The 16,622-nt window shown below is 65.3% G+C and carries 19 protein-coding genes; 7 read left to right on the forward strand and 12 right to left on the reverse strand.

Going from position 1 to position 16,622, the window contains the following annotated elements:
* Positions 1-206 precede the first annotated feature (206 nt).
* Entirely contained in the window at positions 207-575 is a 369-nt protein-coding gene (locus tag ACIQOU_RS33515) for a VOC family protein (RefSeq protein WP_401543302.1), read from the forward strand.
* Positions 576-625: 50 nt separating this feature from the next.
* Here the strand turns inward: ACIQOU_RS33515 and ACIQOU_RS33520 are convergent, their stop codons facing one another.
* From ACIQOU_RS33520 to ACIQOU_RS33535, 4 genes are all read right to left on the reverse strand, one after another.
* Positions 626-928, reverse strand: a complete 303-nt coding sequence (locus ACIQOU_RS33520; protein WP_401543304.1) for a hypothetical protein — start codon at positions 926-928, stop codon at positions 626-628.
* A gap of 82 nt (positions 929-1,010) precedes the next feature.
* Positions 1,011-1,652 (reverse strand): DUF5753 domain-containing protein, encoded by a 642-nt coding sequence (locus ACIQOU_RS33525; protein WP_401543306.1) that lies wholly within the window; start codon positions 1,650-1,652, stop codon positions 1,011-1,013.
* Positions 1,649-1,888, reverse strand: a complete 240-nt coding sequence (locus tag ACIQOU_RS33530; RefSeq protein WP_401543309.1) for a DUF397 domain-containing protein — start codon at positions 1,886-1,888, stop codon at positions 1,649-1,651. The genes ACIQOU_RS33525 and ACIQOU_RS33530 overlap by 4 nt, the downstream gene beginning before the upstream one ends.
* Complete coding sequence (locus tag ACIQOU_RS33535) at positions 1,889-2,734, reverse strand: helix-turn-helix domain-containing protein (protein ID WP_401543311.1); 846 nt, start codon at positions 2,732-2,734, stop codon at positions 1,889-1,891.
* A 215-nt stretch (positions 2,735-2,949) separates the two neighbouring features.
* On the opposite strand from ACIQOU_RS33535, the gene ACIQOU_RS33540 reads away from it, so the two are divergent.
* The gene (locus tag ACIQOU_RS33540) at positions 2,950-3,546 is read left to right on the forward strand and encodes an ATP-binding protein (RefSeq protein WP_401543313.1); all 597 of its coding nucleotides are present in this window, start codon (positions 2,950-2,952) and stop codon (positions 3,544-3,546) included.
* Here ACIQOU_RS33540 and ACIQOU_RS33545 read toward each other — a convergent pair.
* The gene (locus ACIQOU_RS33545) at positions 3,525-4,292 is read right to left on the reverse strand and encodes an HNH endonuclease (protein ID WP_401543315.1); all 768 of its coding nucleotides are present in this window, start codon (positions 4,290-4,292) and stop codon (positions 3,525-3,527) included. The two genes, ACIQOU_RS33540 and ACIQOU_RS33545, sit on opposite strands and share 22 nt — an antisense overlap.
* A 161-nt stretch (positions 4,293-4,453) precedes the next feature.
* Here ACIQOU_RS33545 and ACIQOU_RS33550 point away from each other — a divergent pair, with 161 nt between their 5' ends.
* Positions 4,454-5,680 (forward strand): DNA cytosine methyltransferase, encoded by a 1,227-nt coding sequence (locus ACIQOU_RS33550; RefSeq protein WP_401543318.1) that lies wholly within the window; start codon positions 4,454-4,456, stop codon positions 5,678-5,680.
* Here the strand turns inward: ACIQOU_RS33550 and ACIQOU_RS33555 are convergent, their stop codons facing one another.
* From ACIQOU_RS33555 to ACIQOU_RS33585, 7 genes are all read right to left on the reverse strand, one after another.
* Positions 5,681-6,151: a very short patch repair endonuclease gene (locus ACIQOU_RS33555; protein WP_401543600.1), complete on the reverse strand. Its 471-nt coding sequence runs from the start codon at positions 6,149-6,151 to the stop codon at positions 5,681-5,683.
* Entirely contained in the window at positions 6,151-6,750 is a 600-nt protein-coding gene (locus ACIQOU_RS33560) for a hypothetical protein (protein WP_401543321.1), read from the reverse strand. Before ACIQOU_RS33560 ends, ACIQOU_RS33555 begins: the two co-directional genes overlap by 1 nt.
* A 43-nt stretch (positions 6,751-6,793) precedes the next feature.
* The gene (locus tag ACIQOU_RS33565) at positions 6,794-8,191 is read right to left on the reverse strand and encodes a PIN-like domain-containing protein (RefSeq protein WP_401543324.1); all 1,398 of its coding nucleotides are present in this window, start codon (positions 8,189-8,191) and stop codon (positions 6,794-6,796) included.
* Positions 8,192-8,237: 46 nt separating this feature from the next.
* On the reverse strand, positions 8,238-9,209 hold the full coding sequence (locus ACIQOU_RS33570) for a NaeI family type II restriction endonuclease (RefSeq protein WP_401543327.1): 972 nt from the start codon (positions 9,207-9,209) through the stop codon (positions 8,238-8,240).
* 192 nt (positions 9,210-9,401) lie between these two features.
* Positions 9,402-10,421 carry an SEC-C domain-containing protein gene (locus tag ACIQOU_RS33575; RefSeq protein ID WP_401543329.1) on the reverse strand — a complete coding sequence of 340 codons (1,020 nt, stop codon included), beginning with the start codon at positions 10,419-10,421 and terminating at the stop codon, positions 9,402-9,404.
* A 175-nt stretch (positions 10,422-10,596) separates the two neighbouring features.
* Complete coding sequence (locus ACIQOU_RS33580; RefSeq protein WP_401543332.1) at positions 10,597-12,069, reverse strand: beta-1,6-galactanase; 1,473 nt, start codon at positions 12,067-12,069, stop codon at positions 10,597-10,599.
* 228 nt (positions 12,070-12,297) lie between these two features.
* A complete protein-coding gene (locus tag ACIQOU_RS33585; RefSeq protein WP_401543334.1) occupies positions 12,298-13,713 on the reverse strand; it encodes an MFS transporter in 1,416 nt (471 codons plus the stop codon).
* 52 nt (positions 13,714-13,765) lie between these two features.
* On the opposite strand from ACIQOU_RS33585, the gene ACIQOU_RS33590 reads away from it, so the two are divergent.
* From ACIQOU_RS33590 to ACIQOU_RS33605, 4 genes are all read left to right on the forward strand, one after another.
* The gene (locus tag ACIQOU_RS33590) at positions 13,766-14,311 is read left to right on the forward strand and encodes a winged helix-turn-helix transcriptional regulator (RefSeq protein ID WP_401543336.1); all 546 of its coding nucleotides are present in this window, start codon (positions 13,766-13,768) and stop codon (positions 14,309-14,311) included.
* 129 nt (positions 14,312-14,440) lie between these two features.
* Positions 14,441-14,764, forward strand: coding sequence for a DUF6412 domain-containing protein (locus tag ACIQOU_RS33595; protein ID WP_401543339.1), 324 nt, complete (start codon positions 14,441-14,443; stop codon positions 14,762-14,764).
* An 89-nt stretch (positions 14,765-14,853) separates the two neighbouring features.
* Positions 14,854-15,588 (forward strand): YidC/Oxa1 family membrane protein insertase, encoded by a 735-nt coding sequence (locus ACIQOU_RS33600; protein WP_401543341.1) that lies wholly within the window; start codon positions 14,854-14,856, stop codon positions 15,586-15,588.
* A gap of 156 nt (positions 15,589-15,744) precedes the next feature.
* Positions 15,745-16,602: a fumarylacetoacetate hydrolase family protein gene (locus ACIQOU_RS33605; RefSeq protein WP_401543344.1), complete on the forward strand. Its 858-nt coding sequence runs from the start codon at positions 15,745-15,747 to the stop codon at positions 16,600-16,602.
* Positions 16,603-16,622: the final 20 nt, after the last annotated feature.

Below are 16,622 nucleotides of genomic sequence, written 5' to 3' on the forward strand. Positions count from 1 at the left end.
CCCCCCAGGTCATGCCTTCGACAGGGGGACACAGTCATACCGGGCCCGGAGGCCAGCGGCCCTCTTGCAGGACCGCGAAAAACATAACGGGGGGGCGACCGTCGTGGTGGCGATGGCGGTGCGTCAACGGCGTGAGGGCCAGGGGTGGAGGAAGAGTGAACGGGGGCGTGCGCGCCGGAGCAGTCGGAACAGAGAGAGGGGTTTCCGTGATCGTTCGCAGAGTTGTCCCGGACATTTACGTCGGGTCGCGGGAGGCGATGGTGGCCGGCCGGGACTTCTACGCTCGGCTTGGCCTGGAGGAGGTGATGGACCAGGGGTGGGTGATGACGCTGGCCTCCCCTACCCATCCCACGGCCCAGATCAGCTTTCTCACCGAGGAACGGACGGCGCCCGTGGTGCCCGACCTGAGCGTGGAGGTGGACGACGTGGACGCGGCGTACGCGGAGATGCGGGCGGCCGGTGCGGAGGTCGTACGGGTACTACGGGACGAGGAGTGGGGGGTACGGCGCTTCTTCGTGCGGGACCCGAATGGGAGGGTGGTGAATGTGTTGGGGCATCGGGGCCATCGGGGGTAGCACCGGGTGGCACCGGGTGGGGTGAGGCGGAGCGGGGTAGGGGGGCCTCGTCAGGTGTGGCGGTCTGCGATGGCCCAGGAGGCTAGGGCTACTGCGCCTGCGACGCTGAAGACTGCGGGCCAGGCGCCGACCTTTTTGGCTAGGGGATGAGACGCGCCGAAGGCGCCGAGGTAGGCGGCGGTCAACGCCCCCGCCGCCTTCCCGCCGGCCCGCTGCTTCCACTGCTGGGCGGCAACGCCCCCGGCGACGGCGAGCACGACCCCGCCCAGCTCTCGCTTCTTCGTCCACCGGGCCACGCCGTACCCACCGACAAGCCCGCCCGCGGCGACCACCGCGCTGGGAACCTTGGCCATGCCTGCCTCCTACCACCGTGACGGATATGCCCCGAGGCTAACGCGCGCGGGTCGGGAGACGGTGGACTTGAGTCGGTGACTGTCAATCTGCCCGGCGGCGAATGTCGTCAAGGGGGCTTCCGGGGGCGCTCCAGAAGGACAGCGCCTTGCCGAGCAGGTGCTTGGCGTCGTCGCCGTAGGAAGCGGCTCGGCTGAGGGCGTCGAACGCCTTGTGGTGGAGGGCTAGTTCGGCGGGGTCGGTGATCTCCACGGAGCTGGAGACCAGTTCGTAGTTGACCCGGTCGCCGCCGTACATGTTGAAGCCGGACATCGGGACGATGCCCACGTCCGCGGTGGCGGGGAGGATGCCGAGGGTGAGCGAGGGGAGGTCGATCTCGCGGAGGAGTCGTTCCATCTGGCCGACCATGACCTCCGGACCGCCGACGTTCGTGTACAGGCCCTGTTCGCCGAGGACGACGTCGTAGTGGTGCTCCCCGTCGTAGAGCACCTGCTGCCGCTCCATCCGCTTGGCGACCCCGGCAGGCACATCGTCCGGGACCTCCAGGAAGTCGACGACCCGCCGCAGGATCACCGTCGCGTACGCCTCGGTCTGCAACGTCCCCCAGATCATGTCGGGAACGTACGCCTTCCCTCGCGGAGTCCGCTGGTACCAGCCGATCACCTCGTCCTGAATATCCTCGGTACCGGTGGCGAGCCGCTGCTGCCAGGGGGAGGAGTGGGTCATCGCGGTCGTTGTCCTTTCGCTGCCGACTGCCCCAACCAGCTTTGCTTCAGGGCCTGTACGAAGGTGGTCCAGGCGGTGTTCGGGATCGGCACTGCTGGTCCGTTCCCGGTCTTGGAGTCCCGCACGAGCACGCCGGGTATGACGAAAGCGGCCTCCACGCACTCGGTCGTGTTACCGCCGCTGTACGACGACTTGAACCATGCGGGCTCGGTGACGGGACGGGGGGTGAGGGACATTCACAGCTCCTTGCGAGCACTTTGGATCATGGCGGAGGAGGTCTCCGTGTCCAACGCTTGTGCGCGGAGGTACTCGAACGCAAGCCTGTACCGGTCGAGTTCCTCGTCCTTCTCCAGGAAGAGGGAGCCGGTGTGAAAGTCGACGTACACCACGTCGAGGGTCGGCTCGGTGCCGCCGATGAGGACGAAACTGCCGAGCGCGGCGGCGTGGGCACCCTTCGAGAAGGGCAGGATCTGAAGCGTCACGTGAGGGGATTCGTTCGCTTCGAGCAGCCGGTCAAGCTGCTCCCTCATCGTCCGCGGTGATCCGACGACGCGACGGATCACGGACTCGTCCAGGATGGCCCACAGCCGGAGCGGCTTCCGGCGGGTGAGGATCTCCTGGCGCCGCATGCGGATATCGACGAGCCGCTCGATCTCGTCGTCCGCCAGGGGCACTTCGTTGGCCTTCTGCAAGGCGGTGCTGTAGGCGCGGGTCTGGAGCAGCCCCGGAACGTAGACGCAGGAGAAGTGGTTCTCGCCGACGGCTTCGTCTTCCAGGGTGAGCAGCAGGTTCATGCTCTCGGGGACGATGTCGGCGAACGAGTTCCACCAGCCTTGCTGCTTGGCGTCCTTGGCCAGCCCGACGGCGGCCCTGCGCTCGGCGTCCGTCGTCCCGTACTCACGGCACAGCGCGTCGATGACGATCCACTTGACCGGCCCCGCTTGGGTTTCGTATCTGCTGACGGTCGCCTTGGACACGCCTACGAGGTACCCGGCCTCCTCCAGCGTCAGCCCCTTCCTGGCCCGCAACTTGCGCATCATCGAGCCCAGTTGGCGGCGGCGAGTGGTGGTGCGTTCCGACATGTAGCTCCTTCGCCATGACCGGGCGACCAGCCCGTAGGTGCCCATCAGGCTAGGCAGCGTCGGGCGCCCTCACCACGGGATTCACCCGATAGATTCTGGTGAGAAGTTACACTGTGAGACTTCTCTGTGCCATGCTCGCTTCTTAGACAGCTACGCGGTGCAGCCGTTTGGATACGGCAGGCGCAGCACGCGTGGCCTGGGAGGGAGGAGTGGTCATGCCTGGCCATGTAACCGAACCGGTACTCCGCTGCGTCCTGCCGTTCGAGGCGGCGCCGGCGGAAGTGAGCCTTCTCCGGAAAGCCGCCGTCAGGCAACTGGGCGACTGGGGTGTGCCCGTCGCCACCGACGAAGCCGAACTGCTGATCGTCGAACTGGCGACGAACGTTCTCAAGCACGTCGGCGAGGGCACGCCAGCGACCTTGATCCTCGAATGGCGAGGACCGCGGCTGCGGGTAGAGGTCCACGACAAGAGCCACACCGTCCCGGTCCTCAAGCCGGCCGGATGTGATGAGGAGTGCGGCCGGGGCCTGCACCTGGTCACGGGGCTCGCGGTGGACTGGGGGACGGTCATGACCGCGGCCGGCAAGGCGGTCTGGTGCGAACTCCCGCTCGGCGCCGGGAACTTCTGCCGACGCCTTGAGCGCGCGGCCGAGGCGCTGGAGAACTACCGGAGCGCAGGCCCCACGGCAGCCCTCGAAGAGTCCGCAGTGGAGCTGATCGCCGACCTACTCCACTTGGCCACCGTACGAGGCCACAACCCGGACGACATCCTGGACCGGGCACAGACACACTATGAGGCAGAGGCGGCTTGATGCGGTGTCTGCTGAGCGGCCTTACGCATCTGCTCCCGCAGAGCGGCAGGCGTACGCCAGGATTCTCCAGGGCGGCTCCGGTGGCACATGCGGTGGCAGTTCGCGCACACGCAGACGAGGTCACCGAGCTCGGTCTTCCGTGTTCCGGAGGTGTGGAGGGGCGTGATGTGGTGCACCTCGATGTATCCCTCGCCCAGGTCTCCGTAGACGCGGGCAAAATCGAAGTCACAGACTTCGCAGCGCAGCGGCTGCCCGTTCTGCCGTGCTTGCTTGATCTTCAACGCCCGGAGTTTTGGATCGCGTTCGCGCACAAGAGCCCAACGGGTGAGGAGACGTCCCTCGATGGCCACAGCGCCTGTGTTGTCGGCCTCATCCGGCTGTTCGGGGATGCGGTACAGCTCGCCGGAGGCAATGCCCTCCTCAAGGGCTGCGGCAGCCTGAAGCATTTCAGCTTCACGGGCAGTGAAGGCTTCGATCATGAGCAGTGTCGGTTTGCCGCAGTTGGTGCCCTTTCCGGAATACAGCTTGTGGTTAGTCGTGAAGTCCGAAGTCTTGCGGCTGACGCTGTTCAGAGACCGGAAGCCCGGCAGCGCGCGCTCTTCAGGGCTGTGGAGCGGCAGCGATTGCAGCAGTTCCGAGAGCTCCCAAACCTCCCGATCGCCGGTCCGCAGCTCACGCCAGCCGTTCTTCACGACGAGGGCGCCAGCGAGCACGAGCTCGTCCTCAGTCCATGGGGGTATCCGCATAGGGAATATCGTATGAGGGTTCGTTGTGACGGAGGGTGTGTTCAGCGAACCACGAAGCGTGCTGCACACTGGACGACGTCTCGTTGTCAGTGGGGTCTGTCACCCTCAGTGATGGTGGATAGCAAGATGTGTCTGCCGTTGTACGGCCGCAAGGAGGGGACATGACCCGCACGAACGAACCCGAGGGCCTCGTGAAGGAACCCGACGAGCCGGAGTTCACATCGATCGAGATCTGCGCCGGAGCCGGCGGACAGGCCATCGGGCTGCACCAGGCAGGCTTCGGCCACCTGGCCTTGGTTGAGATCGATCAGTATGCCGTGGATACGCTCAAGCAGAACATCAAAGAACATGACGCCTGGGCATGGGAGAGGACACACTGCGATGTCCTTTCGGCCGACGTCAAGGACTTTGATCCTTACGAGCACTTGACCAAGGGTGCTGAATTGCTTAAGGGGCGAGAGCTGGACCTCTTGGCCGGCGGTGTGCCGTGCCCACCGTTCTCTCATGCGGGCAAGCAGCTAGGTAAAGCTGACGAGCGAGACCTCTTCCCACGCATGCTGGACCTGGTGGGGATTCTGAACCCGCGGGCAGTGATGATCGAGAACGTCCGTGGAATCAAGGACCCGAAGTTCTCAGATTACCGTGACTACATCGAGGCAACGCTCCAGGGCGGTAGCTACCGGGGTGACGATGGGCACCTCGTGACCGTGGAAGGGAAAGGGCTGAACTACACCGTCTGCAAGTGGGATGTTCTGGAAGCCAGCGACTTCGGAGTGCCTCAACTCCGGCCGCGAGCCATCCTCGTCGCCTTCCGGAACGACGTCATCAAGGACCTCAAATACGAGTGGCCTACAGCTACCCATGAGGAGCCGGTGAGCGTAGCAGACGCCCTCGAAGAATCCATGCGTGAGCGCTACGAGAAGTACTTCGAGGGCACGTACTCGGATCAGGCTCAGAAAGCCTTTGCTCGGTGGCTGCGTAAGGCACAGGAACGCGATGCCGAACTGAAGGGTAAAGGTGGAGGTATCGCCCCCACACTGGTAGGCGGGTCAAAGAAGCACGGCGGCGCAGACCTAGGCCCCAGCCGGGCCAAGGCAGCCTGGAAGCAACTCGGGGTGTCGGGTATGGGCGTTGCCAATGACATCGACACCTGTGCGAAGAAGGAGAGCCAAAAGCGCGACCTGCTTGGCCAGGATGGGCCGATGCTGACTGTGCGACAGGCAGCAATCATTCAGGGCTTCCCAGAGGAATGGGAATTCTCGGGAGGGAAGACGGCCCAGTATCGCCAGGTAGGAAATGCATTTCCCCCACCCGTAGCTAAGGCCGTCGGTGAGTCGATCATCGATGTGCTGAAGGCGGCGAGTGAGCGCAAGCAGAAGAAAGGTTAATCAGCCACCCGATTTTTTTCCCTGGACTGTGCTGCGACGCTTTTCAACCTCGATAGCGATGCGCACAGCGCAATCCTCGGACGGTTCGTGCTCCCAGAACCGGAGCACCGTCCAACCTGCCTCCTTGAGGCGCTGGTCGGTATCCCGGTCACGGGCCATGTTCCGGGCCACCTTGTCTGACCAGTAGCCGGAGTTAGTCTTCGGTGGCACGTAGTGCTCGGGGCATCCGTGCCAGTAGCAGCCGTCAATGAAAACAGCCACTTTCGCGGGACGGAAGACAATGTCGGCCGTCCTGCGAAGGCCAGGCAAAGGCTTTGCTGCAACTCGATAACGCAAGCCCCTAGCGTGGAGCAGGCTGCGGACCAGGCGCTCCGGCCTGGTATCCCTGCTGCGGATAGCCTGCATATTCCGACGCCTAGCCGCTGACGAGGCCCATGAACCTTGTGGTGGCTCCCAGCCAGTCTCATCCATCACTTTTCTGGGATGCCTGCTTCTTTCAGAAGCCGATTTTGCTCTTCCTTGGATTTCACCTTCTTCCTTACAATGGTTCTCACCAGCGAGGGAAGTGAATCGAAGGTCAAATCGAATGATCGAAGTACATAGAAGTCAAGCCCATCTTTCTTGTACCAGTCCACGTCCATTCCGAGCTCCCGCAGCTCTCGGGTGCGTCGCTCTGTATGGACGCTGTCTGCGGTAACAATCCGCAGTTTTGCTGCTTCTATCGGCTGTGACAGATTCTCTTGGAGTAGAGAGAAGAGATGCTCGTGGAGCTGATCGCCATAAGGGGCTTTAAGGAATCCGTCAGGAAAATGCTGACCGTATCGACTATCCAGCTCCCCTTGCACTCGCGTGTAGAGTTCCCGAAACTTTAGACCTTCGGCCGGCAGGTGCATGAGCATGCGTGATCTCAACGCGTCGGCTGTTACCCGCTTAGCATAAGTGTATGCCTCAAAGAGTTCTTGTGGATTCGTATGCTTGTCAATTTGAGAAAGCAAGGTATGCAAGGCGTGCTCAGCATCGGATTTGATGTTTTTCCAGTTATTCTCGGCTGACTCTTGGGTGGTGGACATTCTGTTTCTCCGTCTCATGCTTTGACTGGATATCGAGGCGATGTTATTCGGAAGTCGTTACGTCCAGTTGCTGTGCGGCGAGTCGCTGGATAACTCTCCTGTCGTTCGTAGGCATGCTATTTACTACCTGGGCGAACCAGGGGGCAATCCAAGATGAACTTGCGTAGGGCCACTCGCCGAGACGAAGGCAGCTCCCTGGAAGCCATTCAGAGTTGAGTGACACGGTTGAACGGACGGCCGCAGTTAGCGATACCCGCGGCTCGTTTTCGAGAACTGGGCGGCGTCCCAGCTGCGCCGTTACCCCGATTAGCCACCAGTTCAGGATGTTTTGAAGATGCGGAGGGTCGCTCGGGAGCAGTGAAGTAGTCAAGCCCACTGCGCTGTATGCGGATAGGGTCAAGTCATCAGGCGGCTCTGTGCGGGATGCCTCCTGTTCGGTAATGATTGGCTCCTTGGCAGTCTCAGAAGCCCGGTCGATCTCCTCGTATGTCTCGTCCGCGATCTCTGCGTCCAGGAATCGATTCACACCTCGGTAAAACTGGCCAGGAGTCTCGATGCGCAGCTCCGCGCCTGCTCGTATCCTCATCTCGCTTGCCAGAGAAGGCCATGGACGGCGCCCTCGCCCGAGTTCCTCGGGCTCGTACCAGTCTTCTTTGGTGTCGAGAGAAACGAAGAGGACCCGATTCCGTTCTGGTGAGGCAGAAATAAAGTGGACTACCTCTTCCCATAGAAGAAAGTCTCCTGCGGCAGATAGCGAAGTCCCTTTTCCTGCATCAGAGTATCCAGGAGGGATTTTATTGGGAAATCTGTATGAAGAAGCTTCGTTGACGCGTCGCTGGATCTCCGCTGGGCTGGGCGGTTCCGCAATGTTGGCTCCGAACAACTCCGCGACCTGCGGAAGTACGGGATCATTCGAATCCATCGAAGCGGGTGCCAGATCGTGGTCCTTGAGATCTTGGACTAGGGATATTAGTTCCTTTTTCCAGTCACTCAAGAGAGTGTCAACAGCCTGGCTTGAGATCTTTGCTGCGAGACTCTCGCTGGCCGTTGTGTCGCGTGCGTATTTGATCAGAAGTTCTTGGACAAATTCCCTGGCGCCTATGATCGCTTTGTTGGCCTCTCCCAGGCGGCGGTTGAGAATGTTAGGCGCGTCCTTGAGGGACTTCGCCCTCTGAGCGATCACTCGATGGCGACCCCGGACAAACTCAAGAGCGACCTGGTGAGGCAACCAGAGGCGCTTTCGTACGCCGCTAAGGGCGTTGAGGACTTGACTGCGGGCCGAAGGGGTGTACTCGTACAAACTGAGCAGGACGTTCGTGTCGAGAACAATAACTCCGCTTGTGAAGAATTCCGGTCTGTCTGGACTGTCTTCGGGCTGGCTTCCTTGCAACCAGTCTCTGTACTGCCTAATCAGTGGCAGTTCTTTTTCGGATTCCTGCACCAAAAAACTCCTTCACGGAGAGGGACGGATATTTATTAATACAGCGTTAACGTGATGTTGTGTGCTTAGGCAAGAGAGGCCCTTCTTCGACAGGATCATCAGGTCCAGCAGGCTTCCAAAAATATCCATCGAGGTTGACCCCCGGCTGAGTACTGTCGTCCGGGTCTGCTTTCGCTACGCGTACGCTGACAAATTCCCCTTCACCTGGTACGGGAACATGGAGCTGTTTCGCGATCTCCTGATGGCTGGCATAGTCTCCCATGATGAGAATTCCTTCTCGTCGGAGTGCGGACCGAGCTCCACCGTTACCTCGTACCCGCTTCATATAGTCCTTTTGCTGGGCAACGGTGCGTACAACATTCCGTCCAATGCGTCTGTGCTGAACTAGCCTAAATAGCTCATTCAGTCGGGCCTGGCCGGAGTTATGAGAGAAGACCTGATCCCGGTCTGTGGATTTCATGTGAAGCAAGACATTTTCGGGCAGCTCTGCATTGTGCCAAAGCCAGGAAATCTTGTTGCGATGCTCAGCTTTGATCGTAAGTTTCAGATCTCGGTTATTTCCGGAATTGAGCCACTCCCGCTGTATGCGAATCACTCCCGCACTCCAGAGACTCTTGGAGTCGTCTGCCCATACAAGCAAGCAGAGATGTCCAATAGCCTCGGGTGGAATCATCCATCCGCCGAATTGCTGAGAGTACTTGCAGTCGACATCGACGTTGGCAATCTGGTAGTCCATGTCAACGCCGTCACGGAATTTGAACTCTCGCTGCAAGTTGATCTCTACCAGAGTTCCGGCGTGAGTCTTCTCGGTCTTGAAGAGTTTCTTCCAGTCGTATCGTCCTGTGACTTCACCATTAAGCAGCTGGTCGATAGTGTCGCGCAATACTGCCGCGAACCGACTGCCATGTGGATCGAGATGATGGATTTCATCACGGACGGCAGTCAGTTCATGATCATCCCGGGGGGCTGCCTGAGTGCCAATTTTGACCGCGGCTGACACGTCATTCAGTGGGAACACGACCGTTCCTGTTCTATGAGTTGTTTTTCTGTTGCAGGCGACGGGGTGCAGCAGATTTCGTGATCCGCCTAGATCCAACCCTAATTTTTATGACGTCATGGGTGGGTGCAGTCCATGACAAATGGCCCACTTTCGCGAGCGCGCTGGGTAACGTATGAAGTTTCTCTATTGCCGATTTTAGATGATCTCTGGTTATTGCAGATCTAGTCCATGACACTCCCCATAAGCCCGCCCCGACCCGCACCAGCATCCGGCGCCCCGCTCTGGCGGCCATTCCGTTGCGCGGCCTCGGGCTGCCAGGGTCGTTGCGTACTGGGGGAGGAGGGTGATGTCGGACGGGGTGGTGCCCTCCGAGGCGGCGAAGGCCTCGTAGGAGGGGACCGTGGCGGTGACGATGCCGAGGTTGGGGGTGCCGGAGGCGGCGAGTTCGCGGAGGGAGGCCTCTATGGTCGCGAGGTGGGCCTCGTGGGAGGGGTACTCCGCGGCGAGGGTCGGGTAGGCGTCGAGGAGTTCGGAGAGTTCGGCGGCCGGCCAGTGCAGGACCGCCACCGGGAACGGGCGGGACAGCGCCTCCCGGTAGGTGCCGAGTTCCGAACGGAGGCGGGAGATCTCGGCCTCCAACTCCGCCGGGTTGTTCGACCCCAGGGACCAGACGCGCTTCGGGTCGTGGAGTTCGTCCAGGGAGACCGACGAGGAGTGCAGGGTGTCCGCCATCGAGTCCCACGCGTCGTGCGCCGCGCCCAGCATCCGGCGCACCCGGTGGCGGCCGAAGAGGAGGGGGCGGGTGGCGTACGGGGGTTCCTGGCCCTCGGTGAGCAGCAGGCGGGCGCCCTCCGTGAACGTCTCCTGCGCCGCCTCCAACTCGTCGTGCGTCTCCAGCGCCTCCGCCACGATCACCCACGGCGCCGGGTCCCGGGGCGCCGCGGCGCGGACGCCGTCGATGATCGCGCGGGCCTCGGCCTCGTGGCCGTACTCCCAGAGGTTCGCGGCCTTGAGGGCGCGGACCAGGTGCGGGTTCTCCAGGTCTCCCTGGCCGGCGAGCAGGCGGTCGTAGAGGGTGCTCGCGGCGGGGCGGTCGGCGGCCAGTTCCAGATGGGCCGCGGCTTGGAGCAGCAGGGCCTCGGCGTCCGCGGGGTAGAGGCCGGCGGTCCGCTCCAGGCGAGCCGCTTCGGCGTGGTGGTCGACGTTCTCGGCAGGCGTGTCGGGGCGCATGCATGACACCGTACTGCCGACAGGTGACGAAGTAGAGATATGCGCAGGCCGCGGTAGGGGGCACGGGGGGTGTCCCCTGCGCCGTGGCCCCCTACCTCACCGGGACTGGCTGGACCCGTAGTCCCCCTGCCCCTCCGGGACTGGCTGGACCCGTAGTCCCCCTGCCCCTCCGGGACTAGAGCGTCACCCCGTCTATCTGAAGGGTCTGGATCGCCTTCGGTGCGAACGGGACCGCCACCTTCTTGCCGCTCACGGTCGTGTCCGTGTACGCCTTGTAGGCGTCGCCCCCGGTGGTCACCGTGTTCCAGCGCGGGACCAGACCGCCGGTGCCGCCCGTCGCCGTGCTGAAGGACGACAGGTCGAACGTCAGGGTCTGGGCGGAGTCCGAGGTGTTCAGGGCGACGATCACCAGCCGCTTCGCCGACGCGTCGTAGGCCGCGACGGCGTAACTCACGCCCGTGCCGAGGATCTTCATGCCCGGCCGGATGTGCCGGCTGAACTGGGCCATCGTGTAGTACTTGCGCTGCACCGCGCCCGCCGCCAGCGTGTCCGCGTCGTACGCGATCATCGCCCAGGCCGAGGACGGGTCCATGACCTGCCAGTAGACCCAGGCGGTGGGGTGGAGCCACTGGAAGTCGTAGAGCAGGTTGAAGGCCATGGTGTAGCCGGTGCCGTCGTTGTCGCCGGACTCCGAGTTCCACAGGGCCTTGCCCGCCGTGGTCACCACGTCCGTGTAGAGGAGGTCGCGGCGGCCCGAAGCGCCTTGATAGCCATGGACGTTGACCCGGTCGACGTACCCCTTGGTCGTCGCCGAGAACGAGTTCCAGGTGGTGCGGGCGAGGTCGTAACTGGTCTCGTCGGACGCGGCGATCCGCGTGCCCGTCAGGCCCCGGCTGTTCAACTCGCTGCGCAGATAGGGGAGTACGGCCGACTGGGCCGTCGCGTCGATGTGGCAGCCCTCCTGCGTGCCGGTCGCCGTCCACCAGCTGGAGCTGGGCTCGTTGAAGGCCTCGACGGTCGCGAAGTTCACGCCCCAGTTGTTCTTGGCGTACAGGGCCACCGAGGCGAGGTGGGAGGCGTGCTGGCGGTAGTTCCAGGTCTGGAGGTTGTTGCCGCCGCCCGAGGCGCCGGACGGGTTGTGGTTGGAACACATCCACCACATTGGGGAGTTGGCGAACAGCTCGGTCGTCGCGCCGCGCGCCGTCGCCTTCACCAGCATCGCGCGCTGGGTCGCGTCCGCCGTCCAGTCCCAGGCCGACGACGTCGGGTCCTCGTTGCTCCAGTCCTGCCAGTAGCCCTCGATCTGCTTGAACGCCGGGATGTTCGCGGACGCCACCATGCTCTCGCCGCTCACCGCGTTCCAGCTGCACCCGCCGAGGTTGTAGCGGGCGATGTTGAGCCCGAGCCCCGGCAGCGAACTGCCGTTGTACGTCGTCGACTTGGTGGTGAAGAAGATGTCGGCGAAGTCGTCGCGGGCACCGAACACGTTGGCCCACCAGGCGAGGGAGGTGCCCCAGCCCTCCCAAGTGCCGTACGAGGTACCGGGGTTGACCGCGACGGTGGCGTCCGCGCGGGCGGTGCCGGTCGCGAGGGCGCTGCCGAGGAGGGTGCCGCCCGCCGCGGTCAGCAGGGTTCTGCGTCGAATCATGCCGCTTCTCCGATTCGCTCGACGGGCTCGACGACCGGTCCGACCCACGGTGACCTTGGCGCCCGAGACCTGTCCCGTTCATGCCACGAGGAAGCATCGGGCGTGACGGGTGGGATTGTCGAGAGATGCGACATCCCTTTCTCAAACCGCTGTACGAAGGGTCGAACGACGGCTGCACACGGGTGAGTCGAGGCCTCGGGTCCGAGAACCCCCTACGCCCCTACCCCCCTACGCCCGCTCCCGCAGCCCCGCCACCGCCCCCGCCGCGACCAGGGACAGTACGACCGATACCACCATCGCCACATTCGCCCCCTGCCCCAGCCCGCCGCGCGATGACGTGGCCAGGGCGATCGTCAGGGCGACTCCCGCGCAGGAGCCGATGTAGCGGAAGGTCTGCTGGGCGCCGGAGCCCATGGCGGCGCGGGCCGGTGGGACCGAGTCGACGGCGAGCAGCGGGAGCGCGGCGTTGAGCAGGCCGCTGCCGATGCCGCCCACGATCAGGCCGGGCAGCAGCCGGTACCAGGAGCCGGAGTCGATCGCGCCGAGCATGGTGAGGACGCCGAGGGCGTTGAAGGCGAAGCCGACGGCGAGTTGGAGGCCGGGGGAGACGCGGTCGGCCAGGCGTTTGGCCTGGAGCGCGACCGCGAAGGAGACGCCGGACCAGAGCAGGAACAGCAGCGCCGTGTCCAGCATCGACATCCCCAGCGCCCGCTGGAACAGCGCCGGCAGGAAGCTGAACAGGCCGATCACCGCGAACCCCGTGAACAGCCCGCCCGTCGACGACGCGAGGAAAGCGCGGTGGCGCAACAGGCCGAGGTCGATCATGGGGGTCGCCGTCCGCCGTTCCACCCAGGTGAACGCGGCCAGCAGCGCCACCGCCGCCAGGAGCAGCAGCCCCACCTGCGGCCGCAGCCAGCCGTCGCGGCCCAGCGTGAGCGCGGCGATCAGGGCGACCAGGGCCAGGCCGAACGTCAGGGCGCCGACGATGTCCGGACGGCCGCCCCGCGGCGAGCGCGACTCCGACAGCCGCCCCAGGCCGAGCACCGCGACCACCAGGGCGGCGGCGCCGAGGACGGCGTAGGCCAGCCGCCAGGTGGGCAGCGCGCCCGCGACCAGCGGGCCGAGCGCGATGCCGCCGCTCACGAACGCGCCCCACACCCCGGTCGCGTGCAGGCGCCCGCGCGCCGTCGGGAAGGCGTGCACCAGCAGGCCCAGGCTGCTCGCGAGGATCGCCGCGCTCGCCGCGCCCTGCGCGATCCGGGCCAGCGTGAACAGCAGCGTCGACGAGGCCAGCGCGCCGAGCGCCGTGGTGAGGCCCAGGGTGAGGGTGCCCGCGAGGAAGATCCGGCGGCGCCCGTAGTCGTCGGCGAGGCTGCCGGCCACCAGGAGAACGGCGGCGAGGCCGAGCGGCGTGCCGTTCAGCAGCCAGGCCTGCGCCGAGAGGCCGGTGTGCAGGTCGGCGGCGGTGGCGGGGAGCGTGACCATCGGCGCGGTGTACGTCATGAGGGTGACGGCGGTGGCGGCGCTGGTCAGCGCGAGGGTGGCGCGGGCGTTCGGGGCCGGGGACGCAGCGGGGGAGGGGTCGGTGCCCGCGACCTCCGAGCTGTCCGCTTTCGGTGCAGTTCGGTCATTGAACCTAGCCATGCCCAGCACGCTAGCACCCCTAGGTTCGGTCATTGAACCAAGGTCGGGGAAAATGGCTACAGTGGACGGCATGGCACTCGGCAAGGACTACGCGAACCAGCAGTGCTCCATCGCCCGCGCGCTGGAGATCGTCGGCGAACGATGGACGCTCCTCCTCATACGCGACGCCCTCTACGGCGTACGGCGCTACAACGACTTCCTCAGCCACCTCGGCATCCCCCGCGCCGTCCTCGCCGCCCGCCTCCAGACGCTCACCGCCGAGGGAATCCTGGAGAAACGGCGCTATCAGGAGTCGCCGCCGAGGGACGAGTACGTACTCACCGAGCGCGGCATCGCCCTGTGGCCGGCGCTGCGCGCGCTGGGCCTGTGGGGGCGCGAGCACTTCACGGAGACGCAGCTGCGCTCCTTCCGGCACGCCGCCTGCGGCACCGAACTCGGGCCCTACGGCGAATGCGGGCACTGCGGAACTCCGGTCCCGGTCTCGGACGTTGTCATAGAACCGGGCCCCGGACTCGATCCGGACCCGGCCGATCCCGTCAGCCGCGCCCTCCTGAAGTCCCGGAGGCTCCTGCAACCCCTGGAGACCGATCAGGTATAACCGACAGACAGGGCCGAGTGGACGCCGACAGCTGTGGCTGAGAGAGTGGCGTGCGGGTACGGCCGCATCAGGGTGTCGGCGTGCCAACGGCGCACAGGCGCAGGGGACTTGGGAAGACGGGGGAGGGTCATGGTTCGCGGGAGAGTCGTCACGTACGCGCGTGCCGTCGCGCTGTTCCTCGTGTTCCTGCTGTTCCTCCAGCTCGCCCTGCTCGACACCGGCAGCCTCTCCGCCACCGTCGCCCTCGCCGCGACCACCGCCGCGAGTTCCGCCCTCGCCGTCTGCGCCCTGCTCACCGCGCGCGGCGTGCCCGCCGTGCCGCCCACCCGCGTCCGCACCGCGATACGCGACCGTGCCCGGCGCACGGCCTTCCTCGCCCAACGCGACCCCGACGCCCGTGGACGCACCCGTCCCCGAGCCCCGGGACATGCCCTCCCGGCGACCCTCGCGTAGGCCCACCCACCGCTTCGGGCCCCGCGCGGGTCGTCCTGCCGCCAGCTCCACTCCCGGCACGACGAGACCCCCGGAGGGCTCACCCGCTCATGTCCGTCTTCACCTCTGTCTTCGCGGCCTTCGCCGACCTGGTCGAACACCTCGCCGCCCTCATCCAGCCGTTGTTCGGCGCGACGGCGGCGGCCGCCGCGATCGTCCTGTTCACGGCGTTCGTCCGGCTGCTCGTGCACCCGCTGTCCCGGGCCGCCGCACGCGGCCAGCGCGCCCGCACCGCACTGCGGCCGAAGATCGCCGAACTCCGCAAGAAGCACGCGCGCAACCCGGAACGACTGCACAAGGCCGTCCTGGAACTCCACACGGCGGAACGGGTCTCGCCCCTGTCAGGACTGCTCCCCGGGCTCTGCCAACTCCCCGCGTTCTTCCTCCTCTACCACCTCTTCTCCAACCCGACGATCGGCGGCCGGGCCAACGGCCTGCTCTCCCACAGCCTCTTCGCCGCACCCCTGGGCGACCGCTGGGCCGACGCGCTGAACGGCGGTGGGCTCGTCGGTCCCGCCGGGCTCGTGTATGCCGGTCTGTTCGCGCTCGTCGCCGCCGTCGCCTTCTTCAACTACCGGCGCACCAAGCGGATGATGGCCGCCGACAACCCGGTCGCGGACGTCTCGGGCGAGCAGGTGCCGGGGCTCGGGGCGGTCACCAAGGTGATGCCGTTCATGTCGTTCTTCACGCTGGTCACGGTCGCCTTCGTGCCGTTGGCCGCCGCGCTGTACGTGATCACGAGCACGACGTGGAGCGCGGTGGAGCGGGCGGCGCTGTACCGCTGACCCGCGGTGCGCACGACGCGCGGGCGGGCCGTCCGGCGCCGTCCCGGTCCACTCCGTGAACGGGTGTTGCGGTCGGGTGCGCGAGCTTGGAGGATCGACCAGTCATCCGATGACTGCACCCGTCGGCGGACATCCGCGCGTGAGGAGAGGCTCATCATGAAGCTGCTGCGAGTCGGTACGGCCGGAGCGGAGCGGCCCGCGCTGCTCGACGCCGGCGGGGTGCTGCGCGACCTGTCCAGGATCGTGAACGACATCGACGGGACGCTGCTCGCCGACGCCGCCGCGCTCGACCGGGTGCGGGACGCGGCCGACGCCGGTGCGCTGCCCGTGCTGGACGCGGCCGGGGTGCGGATCGGGGCGCCGCTCGGGCGGATCGGCAAGATCGTCTGCATCGGCCTGAACTACCACGACCACGCCCGGGAGACCGGCGCCGAGCCGCCCGCCGAGCCGGTGATCTTCTTCAAGGCCGCGGACACCGTCGTCGGACCTCATGACCCGGTGCTGGTTCCGCGCGGGTCGGTGAAGACGGACTGGGAGGTCGAACTCGCCGTCGTCATCGGGCGGACGGCGCGGTATCTGACCTCGGCGGCGGACGGGCTCGCGCACGTCGCCGGGTACGCGATCTCGCACGACGTGTCCGAGCGGGAGTTCCAGATCGAGCGGGGCGGCACCTGGGACAAGGGCAAGAACTGCGAGACGTTCAACCCCCTCGGGCCGTGGCTCGTCACCGCCGACGAGGTGGGCCAACCCCAGTCCCTCGCACTGAAGTTGTGGGTCAACGGGGAGCTGAAGCAGGACGGGACGACCGCCGAGCAGATCTTCCCGGTGGGCGAAGTCGTGCGCTACGTCAGCCAGTTCATGACCCTGTACCCCGGCGACGTCATCAACACCGGTACCCCTGCGGGCGTCGCCCTCGGCCGGCCCGAGCCCAAGCCCTATCTCCGGGCCGGCGATGTCGTCGAGCTGGAGATCGAGGGGCTCGGGCGGCAGCGACAGGAGTTCAGGGACGCGTAAGTCCCGTACAGATAAGGGGC

The organism is Streptomyces sp. NPDC091279 (assembly GCF_044757465.1).
GTDB lineage: Bacteria > Actinomycetota > Actinomycetes > Streptomycetales > Streptomycetaceae > Streptomyces.

Coding starts and splice junctions, on each gene's coding strand:
- ACIQOU_RS33550 (WP_401543318.1), top strand. CDS start 4,454: ATGACCCGCACGAACGAACCCGAGGGCCTCGTGAAGGAACCCGACGAG.
- ACIQOU_RS33555 (WP_401543600.1), bottom strand. CDS start 6,151: ATGGATGAGACTGGCTGGGAGCCACCACAAGGTTCATGGGCCTCGTCA.
- ACIQOU_RS33590 (WP_401543336.1), top strand. CDS start 13,766: ATGGCTACAGTGGACGGCATGGCACTCGGCAAGGACTACGCGAACCAG.
- ACIQOU_RS33595 (WP_401543339.1), top strand. CDS start 14,441: ATGGTTCGCGGGAGAGTCGTCACGTACGCGCGTGCCGTCGCGCTGTTC.
- ACIQOU_RS33605 (WP_401543344.1), top strand. CDS start 15,745: ATGAAGCTGCTGCGAGTCGGTACGGCCGGAGCGGAGCGGCCCGCGCTG.
- ACIQOU_RS33545 (WP_401543315.1), bottom strand. CDS start 4,292: ATGCGGATACCCCCATGGACTGAGGACGAGCTCGTGCTCGCTGGCGCC.
- ACIQOU_RS33600 (WP_401543341.1), top strand. CDS start 14,854: ATGTCCGTCTTCACCTCTGTCTTCGCGGCCTTCGCCGACCTGGTCGAA.
- ACIQOU_RS33585 (WP_401543334.1), bottom strand. CDS start 13,713: ATGGCTAGGTTCAATGACCGAACTGCACCGAAAGCGGACAGCTCGGAG.
- ACIQOU_RS33575 (WP_401543329.1), bottom strand. CDS start 10,421: ATGCGCCCCGACACGCCTGCCGAGAACGTCGACCACCACGCCGAAGCG.
- ACIQOU_RS33530 (WP_401543309.1), bottom strand. CDS start 1,888: ATGTCCCTCACCCCCCGTCCCGTCACCGAGCCCGCATGGTTCAAGTCG.
- ACIQOU_RS33540 (WP_401543313.1), top strand. CDS start 2,950: ATGCCTGGCCATGTAACCGAACCGGTACTCCGCTGCGTCCTGCCGTTC.
- ACIQOU_RS33560 (WP_401543321.1), bottom strand. CDS start 6,750: ATGTCCACCACCCAAGAGTCAGCCGAGAATAACTGGAAAAACATCAAA.
- ACIQOU_RS33580 (WP_401543332.1), bottom strand. CDS start 12,069: ATGATTCGACGCAGAACCCTGCTGACCGCGGCGGGCGGCACCCTCCTC.
- ACIQOU_RS33525 (WP_401543306.1), bottom strand. CDS start 1,652: ATGACCCACTCCTCCCCCTGGCAGCAGCGGCTCGCCACCGGTACCGAG.
- ACIQOU_RS33520 (WP_401543304.1), bottom strand. CDS start 928: ATGGCCAAGGTTCCCAGCGCGGTGGTCGCCGCGGGCGGGCTTGTCGGT.
- ACIQOU_RS33535 (WP_401543311.1), bottom strand. CDS start 2,734: ATGTCGGAACGCACCACCACTCGCCGCCGCCAACTGGGCTCGATGATG.